Below are 13,057 nucleotides of genomic sequence, written 5' to 3' on the forward strand. Positions count from 1 at the left end.
TCACCCTAGGGGCGGCGCAGGCGCTCGGCGCCTTTTCAGCAAGGATTGAATAGCATCCGCAAGGCTCCGTACGCTGGACGGCATGGACTCGGCGGACAGCACGGCAGGGGCGGCCTCGGACGGGGCGGTCCCGCAAGGGGTGGTCCCGACAGGCGCGGTCCTGGCGGACGCGGTCCTGGCCGGGAGATCGACCGACGCCCGTCTCCCGCCGGGCGACTTCGGCGTCGTCCTGGCCACACTGCGGGCCCGTCGGGGGTGGAGCGTGCGCCAGCTCGCCCGGCGTGCGAACGTGTCCGAAGGGCAGATCTGCAATCTGGAGAGCGGGGTGCGCAACCCGACGCCCGCTGTGGCGGCGGCATGCGACGCGGCCTTCGGCACCGGCGGGAGGCTCGCCGAGCTGGCGGGGCCCGGACGCCGCGGCGCCCGCGTCGAGGAGGTCGTCGAGACCGGCCCGATGGTCGCCGGATACGAGCGGGTCCTGCGCGAGCTGAGGGACATCGGCAGATCCACCGGTCCGAGGTTCGTCACCGCGTCGCTGAAGTCGATCACGCGGATCCTGACGGACGCGGCTCCGCACTCCGTGGGCGATCAGCGGGCCGGCACATGGCTGCTGGCCTCACGGTTCGCCGAGTACACGGGGTGGATGGCCCAGGAGGCGGGGAATCCCGCGGAGGCGTTGCGCTGGACGAGCCTCGCGGTCCGCTGGGGCACCGAGGGCGGGGACGAATCGGTGGCCGCGTACGCCCTGGTCCGCAAGGCGTTCATCGCCCAGCACCGTGGTGACGGCGCCGCCGCGATCAGGTACGCCGACCAGGCCGCCGGGCACCCGGCGGCCGACCCGGTGATCCGCGCGCACGCCGCGCGGCGGGCGGCCCAGGGACATGCGCGCCGCGGCGACGCGAGGGCCTGCGGGGAGGCGCTGGAGCGGTTCATGGGTCACACGGCCGAAGCCGTCGGCGGCCGGGCCTCTTCCTCGGGTCCTTCCTGGGGTCCTTCCTGGGGTCCTTCCTGGGGTCCGCGCGTCGAGAACGGCAACCCTCGGCTCCTGGAGGCGTCCTGCCTGCTCGCCCTCTCCCGCTTCGAGCCGGCCGCCGACCTCTTCGCCGCCGAACTCCGACGCCGGCCGGCCGTCCCGGCGGACAGCAACTCCCAGGCCCGCTTCGCGGTCCGGCACGCGACAGCCCTCGTCGGTGTCGGGCGCCTCGACGAGGCCTGTCACCTCGTCGAGGCCACACTGCCCGTGATCAAGCGCATCGACTCGGCCACCGTCCGCACGGAGCTGGGCGGTTTCGCCGACCTGGCCCGGACCCGAAGAGCCGGCCCGGGCCAGCTCGCCCTCATCGACGCGTCGGCCGCCCTCGCGCTGGGCCTGTCGTAGTACGGGCGGAGGCGGATCGGGCCCAACCGCCCGTGGCGGTCACGCGGAGTCCTGACGGCGGGCCACCGTGGGAGACAGGGGGTGGGCCGCAGGCCCCTGCCCGGATGGCAGGGGCCTGCGGCGCGATCAGCCGAGGAGGGACGGCCTCACCTCAGGTGCCGGACGAAGAACCGGCCCGCGGCGTCCCCCGCGTACCGCGGGACACCGGTGTGACCGCCCATGTTGGCGTGCAGCGCCTTCTCCTTCGAGCCGAAGGCGTCGAACAGGTCCAGGGCCGCCTGCCGGTCGTTCCCTTCGTCGTCCCACTGCAACAGGACGTGCAGGGGAATGGTGACCTGGCGGGCCTCCTCGAACATGGCGCGGGGGACGAAACTCCCGGCGAACAGGACGGCGGCCGAGATGCGGGGCTCGACCACCGCCAGGCGGACGCCGATGGAGATCACGCCGCCCGAGTACCCGACCGGGCCGCCGATCTCGGGCAGCGCGAGCAGGGCGTCCAGGGCTCCCTGCCATTCCGGGACCGACTGGTCGACCAGGGGGAGGACAAGGGCGTCGATGATCTCGTCGCCGACCGGCTCGCCGGCCCCCATCGCCCGGCGCAGGTCGGCGACGGCACGCTCGGCCCCGGGCAGGCGGGGCCGGTCGCCGCTCCCGGGGAGCTCGATGGTGGCCGCGGCGAAGCCGTCCGCCACGGCGGAACGGGCCCGGTCCAGCAGTCGCGGGTACGTCGTGCGCAGCCCGAGGGGCGGGGGGCTGATCAGGATCAGCGGCACGGGGGCGGACGCGGATGCCGATGCGGGCGTCCACAGGATGCCGGGAATCTCACCGAGGGTGAACTCGCGCTCGAGGACGCCGTCATCGAGGAGCTGTCGGGAAGTGATGCGCATGGTCGTTTCCTTCAGGAGTGCCATGGAACGGCGCTCCCGGACGACCTATCGCCCGACCGTGACCCCGGAGGAGAGCACCCACGTCGATACGTTCACGGGTACCACCTCCTCGTTCTCTCGCACGGCCTCCGAAAAGGTAGCAGCGGCCGTCGTGGTCCGCCAACGGGTTTTCTCGACACCGGATCACCGGCTCCTGCCGCTGCGTGGTGAAGTGGAGGAGGCCGATACCTCGACAGCAGGGAGCGATCCTTCTGATGACCGCACAGCCCGCACACCCTGAGCACGGCAGTCCCGAGCACGGCAGTCCCGAGCGCCGCAGTCCCGGGCACGCGTCGCACACGGACGTCCCGCCGTTCAGGCCTTCTCTCGTCAAAGCGGTGTTCAGGGACGTGACCCCGATGCACGTCTCACGGTCGGCCGCGTGGGCCGCCGCGTCGGTGACCGGGACGGTGCTGGCGGAGATCATCGACGGCGCGAGGAAAGCGGCGGCGGAAGAGGCCAGGAGAAAGCTGACACCCGCGGACCTCGTCTCGGCGATCGACCGGAACGTCGAGGTGGAGGTGGGAACGGCGTGGTACGAGCACAGCCCGACGTTCAAGGGCCTGACCGGAGACGTACACGACGCCGAGGGCGCCGTCGTGGTTCCTCCCCGACGCCGCAGGTCGCGCAGACCGAGTGCCGTGGTCGGCGCCCACAGGTTCGAGACCGGGATCAAGAGGCTGCTGTCGAGCCGGGGGGTGACGGCCGTCCCCGCGATGGTCCGCGACCTGGACGGAATCGCCAGCGTGTTCCTGACGGACCTCGCCCGCGACGCGGCCATGGTCGTCCGCGAGGGCGGGGTGAAGCGCTTCGGTTCGGTCACCCTGGTGACGCCGGGCGAACCGGTCGGGCCCCTTCCCCTCGACCGTTCTCTCCAGGCCCTGACCGTCCGCGCGGGGGCCCGTCGGACCATCGACAAGAACGACGTCCTGGCCGCCACCACGATGCAGTTGTTCGGAGACCTCCGACACCACGCCCTCGCCCGCGCATCCGAGGCCCCCCGGAACACTGCGGCCGGCCACCCGGGTACGTCTCCGGCCGCCTCCCCCTCGTCCGCTCCCCCGGACCTGCCGAAGGAGCCGGCCGCCACGCACTCCGACGTCTGAACGCGCTGAAACCGGGGATGCGGCCGGTCCGCGAGGTGCTCGCGGGCCCCGGGTTCTCAGTGGGCTGTCGCCTCGCGGAGGTGTTCCAGGTAGCGGCTCGGGTCGCTGCCGTGGGCCTGGTCCTGCGCTCCGTGGCGGATGTGGGCCAGGTCTCCGTCGCGGGTGATGCGCAGCATGGTGGTGGCGGCCTGGGGGGTGTCGGTGTTGCGCAGGGTGTCGGCGTCGGTGACGGGGATGTCGGGTCCGAACATGGCCGTTGCCTCGGGGGCGGTGGCGGCCGGGGCGTGTCCGGTGCGGTTGGCGCTGCTGACGTACAGGTGCGGGAAGCGGTCGAGCAGCGGGGTGAGAGGTTGCCACCGGGCACCGAAGAGGAGGAGGTGTCCGTCGCGTAGGGCGGGGGTGGTCCAGGCCGGTGGCGGTGTGTCGTTGCGCGTGGGCACGAGGAGGGTGACCAGGTGGTCGCGCAGCAGGGTGGTCGCGGCGCGCCGGGCGGTCGGTGTCAGGTCCAGGTGGGTGGCGAGGTCGGTCCAGGTGGTGTCGTCGTGGACCCACAGGGCGACTTCCTGGCCGGTGGGGCGGCCTTTGGCATCGTTGACGGCCTGGGGGGTGGTGGCGGTGACGACGTAGGTGAGGGGACTGGGGTTGGGCAGGACGGCGGCTCGTCCGGTGGCAAGGGCGTGTGCGGCGGCGCTGGTGTCGAGCGGGGCGGTGGCCGGCATGGGGGCGGGTCCGTTCAGGGTCGGGGCGTGGTGGCGGTCAGGCCGTCGAGGTAGGCGGCGAAGTCGGCATCGGGGATGACGGCTTGGTTCAGGCGGTAGGCGCGGTCCTTGACCCAGGTCAGGGCGATGCCGGTCTGGACCGGGTCGAGTCGGTGGCCCAGTCGCTCGGCGACAGCGCTCAGCACGCGCCGGCTGGCGAGGTGGGTGAGGACCACGGTCGGTGACAGCCCGAGATGCTGCTGGGGGTCGTAGGGCTGGAAGGTCCCGGGGTGGGTGAAGGGGGTGCCGGTGGAGATGGTGGCGACGCCGGTGCCCACGATGGGAGTGGTGACGGTGAGCGGGACTCCGGTCTCGTCGGACACCATCTGCGCGATCGCCGGCAGCCGGGTCAGGTCCGGCTGGGTCCACCACGGTTCGCAGTCGGCGCCGAGGACTTGCTCGGCCTTGGCCCGGTCGTGGGCGAGCAGGAAGAGCAGCTGCTCGGTGGCGGTCATGCCGCTGCGTTCGGCCATGCCCAGCCACGAGCACGCCGCCACCCGTACTCCGCTCTCCAGGGCGGCCAGGGTGTTGGCCAGGCCCAGGCCGAGGTCGTTGTGCAGGTGCGAGACCAGGACCGCCTCGGGCCCCGCGTCGGCCGCGACCCGCTGGAACAGGGTCCGGGTCTGGCCGGGCAGCAGGTCGCCGACCGTGTCGGCCAGCACGATCGTGGCCGCCCCCTGGGCCGTCATCGCCCCGGCGTACTCGGCGACCAGGCCGTGGTCCGCGCGGGGCGCGTCGACCAGGCACACGTCCACCGCGATCCCGTCCGCCAGGTCCACCGCTTCCTTGACCACGTCCAGACCCTGGCGCAGGGCATCTCGGGCGCCGCTGTGCACCAGGGCGCGGGCGGTCGCCTCGGAGGCGGCCACGATCACCATGACCCGCGCGTGCGCCGCGCCCCGCACCGCACCCAGGGCCAGCCGCACGTCCGCCACCGTGCCCCGGCAGATCGCGGACGGGCTCACCGAGCCCTGCGCCTCCCACGCGACCTGCCGCGTCGCCTCGAACTCCTGCCCGCACACGGAGGGGAAGCCGGCCGCGAACACCACGTGCCGGGGCCCGTCCGCCCCGAACACCGCGCCTTGCTCGCGGGCCAGCCGGACCCGGAAACCGGCACTCATCAAGGTCTTGGCCTGCGCACCGTCCCGCGCGGACTCCTCGAACAGCACGACCCGGCCGGCCCTGGCCGACTCCCTCACCACATCCACCGACGACAACGCCCCAACCCCCGCCTGGCACTCACGTATTGCGCTCCGTCACGATCTGCTCACGCGGATCCTAGGACACACACGGGTGGACGAGGTCGGTGTTCGACGCACGACGCCGATGTCAGCCCCTCCGTGCCGATTCGCCGAGTGGGTGGCTCCGTTCGTGCACTCATCGGAGGCGGTGCGGGTGGCCAGCTCGCCGCATCGGCCTCGACGACGCCGCGACCCATGAGGAGGGCTCGATCATCCTGACCTCGAAGGAAGAGCCGCTTGGCCGCGCCAGAGATCCGCGTCGCGAGGGTCGGTGAGCCGTCCGATCGGACGCTGAGCACCTGCCTGGAAGGCGCGAGGCAGTGGGGTCTCCTCACGCCTGATCGCCGCCCTCGGGGGATCGAGGGACGTGTCGGCCGTGACCACGAGTGCCGCAATCCGCGATTCCCCAGGTGGTCTTCCCGAGCCAGGTTGTACTCTCCCCGGATGACCGCGACCTTCGACGAGACCGTCCGCGCCCGTCTGCAGGCCCCCAACATCTGGTACGTCGGCACGGTGTTCGCCGACGGGGCTCCGCAGGTCAGCCCGATGTGGGTGGATCTGGAGGGGGAGGGCGAGCTGATGTTCAACACGTCGGTGGGCCGGGTGAAGGAGGAGAACCTGCGCCGCGACCCCCGCGTCTACCTCTCGCACGCGGACGCCACCGATCCCTTCGACCGGGTGCAGATCAACGGCGTGGTGTCCCGCTTCATCGAGGGCGAGGAAGCGCGCGAGCGGATGGACCGGCTGGCCCGCAAGTACCTCGGCGGCGAGCGCTACGAGTGGCTCATGCCGGGGGAACGGCGAGTCGCGGTCATCGTCCGCCCGGTCAAGGTGCGGCACGTCGTCGGGGTGGAGCGCTTCCGGCCCGGCGGCCCGGTCCCCGCTCCCTGACCGACACGCTCACCGCACACCGGTAGCCACCGCAGCGGGCGGGAGGACGCAGCCCTGTCGGCGGTGACCGGAGCGGCGGGCCGTTCCCGCGGGCGCGGCGAACAGAAGCCGATCCAGAGGACCTTGCCCAAGGGGGACGCGTCCACCCCCACCACGTCGGGGGGCGCCGCCTGACCTGGCCGCCGCATCAGCAGGGGTGTTCCGGAGCGGGGCGGCAGAGGGCGGAGCACCGGGGCGGTCGGCGTTCGCTCACGAGGGGCGTGCGGCCGAGTTCGCACGCCCTTTTGACGCGGGCGCGGTGGATCGTAGGATCAACAGGTCATCACCGCGACGGGAGACAGGAAGCCGGTGCGATTCCGGCACGGTCCCGCCACTGTGACCGGGGAGTGCACCCTTCGGCATGCCACTGCGCCGTGCGTGGGAAGGCAAGGGGAGCGTCGATCCGGGAGTCAGGACACTGGCCTGTCGCGGGCCCGATCCGAGGAGCGCGGACTCCCCAGGAGGCTTCACTTGTACGACCGTTCTCTGCTGTTCACCCCTGCCCGCCGACGCCGTGCCCTGCGCGCCGCGGCCACGGCCGTCGCCCTGTCGGCGGCTCTGCTGACCGCCGGCTGCGGCGCGTCGCAGGACGCGGCCCAGGACACGAAGGCCACGTCCCCGTCGGGCGGAGGCTTTCCCGTCACCATCGACAACTGCGGTGTGAAGACCACGTACGACAAGGCGCCCGCCCGCGTCGTCACCATCCACCAGCATCCGGCGGAGCTCATGCTCGCCCTGGGGCTGAAGGACCGCATGGTCGGCACCGCCTTCCCCGACTCCGCCGTCCTGCCCGAACTACGGAAGGACTACGAGTCGATCCCCGAACTGGCGGAGAGGGAGCCGTCCTTCGAGACCGTCCTGGACGCCGAACCGGACCTCGTGTACGGCGGCTACGGCAGCGCCTTCGACGAGAAGGCGGGCCGCTCCCGCAAGGCGTTCCGGGACGCGGGCGTCGACACCCACCTGAACCGCGAGTACTGCGGGAAGAAGCGGGTGACGATGGAGGACACGTACGAGGAGATCCGTACCGTCGGCGCGATCTTCGGCGTGTCCGACCGCGCGGACAAGCTGGTCTCCGACCTCCGGGCGCGGGTCGCGAAGGCCTCCACCGCCGTCGAGGGCGAGCCCCCGGTGCCCGTCTTCGTGTACGACAGCGGTGACAAGGCCGCCTTCACCGCGGGCGGCAAGAGCCTCGGCACCGAACTGATCCGGCTGGCCGGTGGCACGAACGTCTTCGCCGACCTCGACGACGTCTTCGGCGACGTCTCCTGGGAGCAGGTCGTCGAACGCCGGCCGGAGGTCGTCGCGATCTACGACTACGCGGGCGCCGGAAGCGTCGAGCAGAAGAAGGAGTTCCTGCTCGCCCAGCCCGCTCTGAAGGACGTGCCCGCCATCAGGAACAAGCGGTTCGTCGTCCTGCCGTTGACCGCCACCCTCGTCGGCGTGCGGTCCGCGTACGCGGTGGACGATCTGGCCCGTGGCATCCGGCCCGAGAGCTTCCGGTGACGGCCCCGGTCACCGACGCCGCCCCCGGGCGGGCCGTGCGACCGGGGAAACGGGACGACGGGCGGGCCGGGCCCGCCCGGTCGGCCCGTCTCTCCGTCGTCCTCGTGGTCCTGGCCGTCCTGCTGGTGGCCTCCGCCATGGCGGGCCTGGCGATCGGCTCGGTCCACGTGCCGCCCGGCCAGGTGTGGGGCATCGTGACGCACGCGCTGGGCGCCGACTGGGTGGAACAGGACTGGTCGCGGGCGCGCGAGACCATCGTGCTGGACGTCCGCGCGCCCCGCGTCCTGCTCGGCGCCGTGGCCGGCGCCGGACTCGCGGTCGTGGGCACGGCCCTGCAGGCCCTGATCCGCAACCCGCTCGCCGAGCCCTACCTGCTCGGGGTCTCCTCCGGGGCGTCCCTGGGCGCCGTGGTGGTGATCGTGTTCGGGGTCACCCTGTTCGGGCCGGTGTCGCTGTCGGTCGCCGCGTTCGCGGGCGCGCTCGGCGCGCTGCTGCTCGTCTACGCCACGGCCCGCACCGGCGGCAGGATCACCTCGGCACGGCTGGTCCTGTCCGGCGTGGCCATCGCCGCGGTGCTCACCGCCGTACTGGACCTGCTGCTGCTCACCACCGACCGGGGCAACGAGGCCCGCGCGGTCCTCGCCTGGACCCTCGGCGGCCTCGGCGGCGTCGGCTGGGGGACGTTGTGGCTGCCCGGCGCCGCCCTGCTGCTGGGGATCTCCGTCCTCCTCGTGCAGGCGCGCCATCTGAACCTGCTGCTCGCCGGCGAGGAGGCGGCGACCACGATGGGCCTGGACGTGGCCCGCTTCCGCGCCCGCATGTTCGTCCTGCTGTCCCTCGTCACCGGCGTCCTCGTCGCGGCGTGCGGACCGATCGGCTTCGTCGGCCTGATGCTGCCGCACATCGTCCGCCTCGCCGTAGGCGGCGACCACCGCCGCGTCCTGCCGACCGCGGCGCTCGGCGGAGCGGTCTTCCTCGTCTGGGCCGACATCGCCGCGCGCGTCGTCGCCGCGCCGGCGGAGATCCCCGTCGGTGTGCTCACGGCCTTGTGCGGCGGACCGTTCTTCCTGTGGCTGATGCGCCGCGACGCCCGCGGGACCACCGAACGGGGAAGGGCATGACCGCCACCGAACTCGTCGTCGACGGCGTCACCCTGACCGCCGGTGCCCGCCGCCTCGTCGAGGACGTCTCGCTGACCGCACGACCCGGCGAGGTCGTCGGCCTCGTCGGCCCCAACGGCAGCGGCAAGTCCAGCCTGCTGCGCGCCGTCTACCGCGTCCTGCGACCCGCCGCGGGCCGGATCGGTGTCGACGGCGCCGACGCCTGGTCGCTGCCCGTGCGGCGACTGGCCCGCACCGTGGCGGCCGTGGTGCAGGAGTCGGGCGCCGACTTCGACCTCTCCGTCCGTGAGGTGGTCGCCATGGGCCGTACCCCGCACAAACGACTCCTCGACGGGGACACCCCCGAGGACGCCGAACTGATCGGTGCGGCCCTGGACGCGGTGGACGCCTCCGGGCTCGCCCACCGCCCCTTCGACCGGCTCTCCGGCGGCGAACGCCAACGCGTCCTCATCGCCCGCGCCCTCGCCCAGCAACCGTCCCTGCTCGTCCTGGACGAGCCGACGAACCACCTGGACATCCGCCACCAGCTGGACGTCCTCGGCACCCTGCGGAAGCTGCCGGCCACGGTCCTGGTCGCCCTGCACGACCTCAACCTCGCCGCGTACTACTGCGACCGCCTCTACGTGCTGCGGGACGGCAGGGTCACCGCGGCGGGCCCACCGGCGGAGGTCCTCACGCCCGGTCTGCTGGCCGAGGTGTACGGCGTGGCGAGCGAGATCACCGTCCATCCGCGCACCGGCGCCCCCCAGGTGACCTTCCTCCCCGACGGGCCTCGTCCGGCCGCGGTGGGCGACCGGGTCCCCTGACCGAGGCGGGACGGCCCGGGGGGTCTCACACCTCGGGGCCGTCCGGCTCCGTCTCCGTGGTCATGCGGGCGACGTGCAGCGCCAGGTAGGAGACCTCGTCCTCGCTCAGGTGCGTGCCCAGGCGCAGCTCGACGATCGTCGCCAGCTGCTGCGCGGTGCGCGTCGCCTCCGGGTAGTGGCGGCGGATGCCCTGGCCGATCGTGGACTCGTGTCCCTTCAGCTGCCGGTGCTGCTGGATCCGTACGAAGAGGTAGCGCACGTGAGTGATGAACCGCGCCGCGCTCATCGACTCCTGGGAGACGGACAGCCCGTGCCGTTCCCTGACGACGGCGAGCATCTGGTGGATGACGCCGGTCATCGTGTACGTGAAGGACAGGTCGCCCGTGGCGAAGCCCGCGTTCACCAGGTGCAGCGCGAGCGCGATCGCCTCGGGGGGCTCCAGTCGCGGGTCCACGCGTTCGTTGATGGCCGCGAGGAGGCGCTGGGCCTGGGCGTACTCGGTGGCGTACAGGGCCTGGACCTCGGCGCGCAGCGGGTACTCGACGGCGATGCCCCGCGCGGCCCGGTCCAGCGCGCCGGCGACGTGGTCGGCGACGGCGATGGCGAGGGTCGGCCGGGTGGACTCGCGCCCCTCGATGCCGGACTCGTCGAGGGCGATCACGACGGCCCGCAGGACTTCCTCGTCGATGAGGGAGAGGACCTCGCTCAGGTGATCGGGGTCACGGCCGTCCGCCGGGACGAAGACGCGGACGATCAGCGCCGGGTCGACCGGCTTGCCCTGGCGGGAGCCGAAACCGATGCCGCGCCCGGTGAGGATGACCTCCTGGCCCTTGTCGTCGCGCGCGAGGACCACGTTGTTGTTGAGGACACGCAGCGCCTTCACAGCCTGCTCTCCTTCTCGTCCGCGGTCCGTTTCTCCCCCAATGATCCCGCATGCTCCGCGGGAGCCGCGCCGGGGCCGTGCGGGTACGCGCTCCGCGGGGTGCGCGTACCCGTGTCGGGCCGGTGGCCGCTCGTCACCGCCGTACGGTCACCACGGGCGCGCCGACGGCGACGTCCTGCCCGGTGTGCGGCTCGACCGAGGCGAGCTCCGCGGTGTTGGTGACGGTCATGAGCGTGACGGTCGGGTGGTCCGCCGCGCGCACGGCGTCGAGGTCGACCTCGACGAGGAGGTCGCCGGCCCGGACCTGGCGGCCTGCCTCGGCCCGGACGTCGAAGCCCTCTCCCTGCATCTGCACCGTGTCGATGCCGACGTGGATGAGGACCTCGACGCCGTCGGGGGTGCGGATGCCGAAGGCGTGGCCGGTGTCGGCGACGACCATCAGCTCTCCGTCGACCGGGGCGACGACGCGGCCGTCGGCCGGTTCGATGCCCACGCCCTCGCCGAGCGCGCGGGAGGCGAAGACCGGGTCCCCGACCTCGTCGAGGTCGACCACACGGCCCGCGACCGGCGCGACGAGCTCGATGCCCTTGCCGGTGGTGGCCTCCTCGGCGGGGCCCGGAACGGGGCCGGGGGCGGGCGCGGAGGCGGCGGGCGCGGCGGGCGAGTCCGCCGTGGCGCTCGCGGGAGCCCCGACGGTGACGAGCTCGCGGTCGTCGGCCTTCGCGCTCTCCTGGGAGACCGCCTCGGCGGCGTCGCGCTCGGCGTTGGCCCGGGCGCGGTCCTGCGGGGTGCGGAAGTCGGAGAAGTACACGAGTGCCATGGCGGTGAAGAAGGACGCCGTGATCGCGATGACGTAGACCGCCATCGGGTCGAAGACCGGGATGGTCAACAGCGAGGTGAAGGCGAAGGCGTTGGTGTCGACGCCGCCCAGGACGCCCACGATGACGCCGCCGACGAGGCAGCCGACCAGCATGCGCGGGTAGATCCGCTTGAAGCGCAGGTGGATGCCGTACAGCGAGGGTTCGGAGATGCCGCCGAAGAGGCCGGCGGCGAGGGCGCCGGTCGCGGTCTGGCGCATCTCCTTCTCACGGTGGCGCACCGAGAGGAGCAGCACACCGGCGGTGGCGCCGAAGCAGGCGAAGTTCCACGCGCCCATGGGGCCCTGGATGAAGTCGTAGCCGAGGGTGTTGATGTTCTGCAGCATGAGCGCGTTCAGCGGCCAGTGCAGGCCCAGCGGCACCAGGAAGGGGTACAGCAGCGGGATCATGATCGCGAAGACGAGCGGCGCGTTGTTGTTCAGCCAGGACAGCCCCTCGCCGAGGCCGTTGCCGGCCCAGATGCCCAGCGGGCCGATGAGGAAGGCGGTCACCGGGATCATGATCAGCATGCTGAAGAACGGCACGAAGACCATGTGGACGCTCTCGGGGAAGACGCGCTGGAGGCCCTTGTAGACGAGGGCGAGCAGGGCGACCATCAGCAGCGGTACGAAGACCTGGCCGCCGTAGTCGTTGAGCTGCATCGGCAGGCCGAAGACGTGCGCCACGGACTCCGTGGTGCCGAGCGTCTCGTTGGTGGTGGTGGTGACGCCGGGGATCTTGGAGTTGATCAGGCCCGTGAAGTTCGGGGTCATCACCGCGGCCATCACGGTGGCGCCCACCCACGGGTCGATCTTCAGCTTCTTCGCCGCGTTGTAGGCGACGAAGATCGGCAGGAAGTAGAGCACCGAGCGCCACATGGCGTCGACGAACACCCAGGTCGCGGACTTGTCCGCGGCGCGGAAGTCCACCACGCCGAGGGCGTCGAGGACGGAGGCGATCGCGATGATCAGCGAGGAGCCGAGCAGCACGCCCATGAGCGGGCGGAAGGAGTCCGAGAGGTACTCGAAGAAGTTGTCGAGCCAGAGGTAGCGGCCGCGGCTCTTGGCCCGCGCCTCGGCCTTGACGTCGGCGTCCGACTTCGGCGGGGCCGTGCCGCCGTTCGTCATCGACGGCAGGTTCATGATCTCGGAGTAGACCCGTGCGACGGCTCCGCCGATCACGATCTGGAGGCGGTCGCCGGACTGCGGCACCGTGGCCATGACGCCGTCGAGGGCGTCGAGGGCGGCCGTGTCGGCCTTCGCCCCGTCGTGGAGCTGGAAGCGGAGCCTCGTGGCGCAGTGCGTGAGGCTCTCGACGTTCTCGGCTCCGCCGACACCGCGGAGGATGCGCTCCGCCGGCGTGCCGTGACCGGTTGCGGGTGTGTTCATGATGCGTCCTTGCATCCTCGGGCTGTCGCCGTCTGGTTCTGTCCGCGATCTCTCACGCCCGGATCCGGGCAACAAAAAAGGCCCGGGTCGCGCACACGGCGCCACCCAGGCCTTGCCTTCCCTCGGGCGGCACACCGCCTTGGCGTCGCGTGGGCGA

The 13,057-nt window shown here is 72.4% G+C and carries 11 protein-coding genes and 1 riboswitch; of the genes, 6 read left to right on the forward strand and 5 right to left on the reverse strand.

Features of this window, described 5'->3' with window-relative positions; all coding sequences use genetic code 11:
• Positions 1–82: 82 nt before the first annotated feature.
• Positions 83–1,378 (forward strand): helix-turn-helix transcriptional regulator, encoded by a 1,296-nt coding sequence (locus AB0E19_RS00280; protein ID WP_362170711.1) that lies wholly within the window; start codon positions 83–85, stop codon positions 1,376–1,378.
• Between the two features lie 146 nt (positions 1,379–1,524).
• On the opposite strand, the gene AB0E19_RS00285 is transcribed toward AB0E19_RS00280, so the two are convergent.
• On the reverse strand, positions 1,525–2,265 hold the full coding sequence (locus AB0E19_RS00285) for an alpha/beta hydrolase (protein ID WP_362170714.1): 741 nt from the start codon (positions 2,263–2,265) through the stop codon (positions 1,525–1,527).
• Between the two features lie 398 nt (positions 2,266–2,663).
• Here AB0E19_RS00285 and AB0E19_RS00290 point away from each other — a divergent pair, with 398 nt between their 5' ends.
• Complete coding sequence (locus tag AB0E19_RS00290) at positions 2,664–3,410, forward strand: hypothetical protein (protein WP_362170717.1); 747 nt, start codon at positions 2,664–2,666, stop codon at positions 3,408–3,410.
• A gap of 56 nt (positions 3,411–3,466) precedes the next feature.
• Here AB0E19_RS00290 and AB0E19_RS00295 read toward each other — a convergent pair whose 3' ends face one another.
• Positions 3,467–4,129 (reverse strand): hypothetical protein, encoded by a 663-nt coding sequence (locus AB0E19_RS00295; RefSeq protein WP_362170720.1) that lies wholly within the window; start codon positions 4,127–4,129, stop codon positions 3,467–3,469.
• A 14-nt stretch (positions 4,130–4,143) separates the two neighbouring features.
• The gene (locus AB0E19_RS00300; protein ID WP_362170723.1) at positions 4,144–5,367 is read right to left on the reverse strand and encodes a 2-isopropylmalate synthase; all 1,224 of its coding nucleotides are present in this window, start codon (positions 5,365–5,367) and stop codon (positions 4,144–4,146) included.
• Positions 5,368–5,853: 486 nt separating this feature from the next.
• Here AB0E19_RS00300 and AB0E19_RS00305 point away from each other — a divergent pair, with 486 nt between their 5' ends.
• The 4 genes from AB0E19_RS00305 (at position 5,854) to AB0E19_RS00320 (ending at position 9,772) form a co-directional block, all read left to right on the forward strand.
• Positions 5,854–6,300, forward strand: coding sequence for a TIGR03618 family F420-dependent PPOX class oxidoreductase (locus AB0E19_RS00305; protein WP_362170726.1), 447 nt, complete (start codon positions 5,854–5,856; stop codon positions 6,298–6,300).
• 299 nt (positions 6,301–6,599) lie between these two features.
• Positions 6,600–6,781: riboswitch (cobalamin riboswitch) on the forward strand.
• A gap of 47 nt (positions 6,782–6,828) precedes the next feature.
• Complete coding sequence (locus tag AB0E19_RS00310) at positions 6,829–7,845, forward strand: ABC transporter substrate-binding protein (RefSeq protein ID WP_362172244.1); 1,017 nt, start codon at positions 6,829–6,831, stop codon at positions 7,843–7,845.
• A 35-nt stretch (positions 7,846–7,880) separates the two neighbouring features.
• Positions 7,881–8,966: an iron ABC transporter permease gene (locus AB0E19_RS00315; RefSeq protein WP_362172247.1), complete on the forward strand. Its 1,086-nt coding sequence runs from the start codon at positions 7,881–7,883 to the stop codon at positions 8,964–8,966.
• Complete coding sequence (locus AB0E19_RS00320) at positions 8,963–9,772, forward strand: ABC transporter ATP-binding protein (RefSeq protein ID WP_362170729.1); 810 nt, start codon at positions 8,963–8,965, stop codon at positions 9,770–9,772. Before AB0E19_RS00315 ends, AB0E19_RS00320 begins: the two co-directional genes overlap by 4 nt.
• 25 nt (positions 9,773–9,797) lie before the next feature.
• Here AB0E19_RS00320 and AB0E19_RS00325 read toward each other — a convergent pair whose 3' ends face one another.
• Together AB0E19_RS00325 and AB0E19_RS00330 are read right to left on the reverse strand one after the other, a co-directional pair.
• Positions 9,798–10,655: a PRD domain-containing protein gene (locus tag AB0E19_RS00325; protein ID WP_362170732.1), complete on the reverse strand. Its 858-nt coding sequence runs from the start codon at positions 10,653–10,655 to the stop codon at positions 9,798–9,800.
• Positions 10,656–10,788: 133 nt separating this feature from the next.
• The gene (locus AB0E19_RS00330) at positions 10,789–12,900 is read right to left on the reverse strand and encodes a glucose PTS transporter subunit IIA (RefSeq protein WP_362170735.1); all 2,112 of its coding nucleotides are present in this window, start codon (positions 12,898–12,900) and stop codon (positions 10,789–10,791) included.
• Between the last annotated feature and the right edge of the window lie 157 nt (positions 12,901–13,057).

It is taken from the genome of Streptomyces sp. NPDC047974, assembly GCF_040653375.1.
Classification (GTDB): domain Bacteria; phylum Actinomycetota; class Actinomycetes; order Streptomycetales; family Streptomycetaceae; genus Streptomyces.

What these genes read in the sequence shown, in the direction of transcription:
- AB0E19_RS00280 (WP_362170711.1), top strand. Translation starts at nt 83, where the DNA reads ATGGACTCGGCGGACAGCACGGCAGGGGCGGCCTCGGACGGGGCGGTC.
- AB0E19_RS00285 (WP_362170714.1), bottom strand. Translation starts at nt 2,265, where the DNA reads ATGCGCATCACTTCCCGACAGCTCCTCGATGACGGCGTCCTCGAGCGC.
- AB0E19_RS00290 (WP_362170717.1), top strand. Translation starts at nt 2,664, where the DNA reads ATGCACGTCTCACGGTCGGCCGCGTGGGCCGCCGCGTCGGTGACCGGG.
- AB0E19_RS00295 (WP_362170720.1), bottom strand. Translation starts at nt 4,129, where the DNA reads ATGCCGGCCACCGCCCCGCTCGACACCAGCGCCGCCGCACACGCCCTT.
- AB0E19_RS00305 (WP_362170726.1), top strand. Translation starts at nt 5,854, where the DNA reads ATGACCGCGACCTTCGACGAGACCGTCCGCGCCCGTCTGCAGGCCCCC.
- AB0E19_RS00320 (WP_362170729.1), top strand. Translation starts at nt 8,963, where the DNA reads ATGACCGCCACCGAACTCGTCGTCGACGGCGTCACCCTGACCGCCGGT.
- AB0E19_RS00330 (WP_362170735.1), bottom strand. Translation starts at nt 12,900, where the DNA reads ATGAACACACCCGCAACCGGTCACGGCACGCCGGCGGAGCGCATCCTC.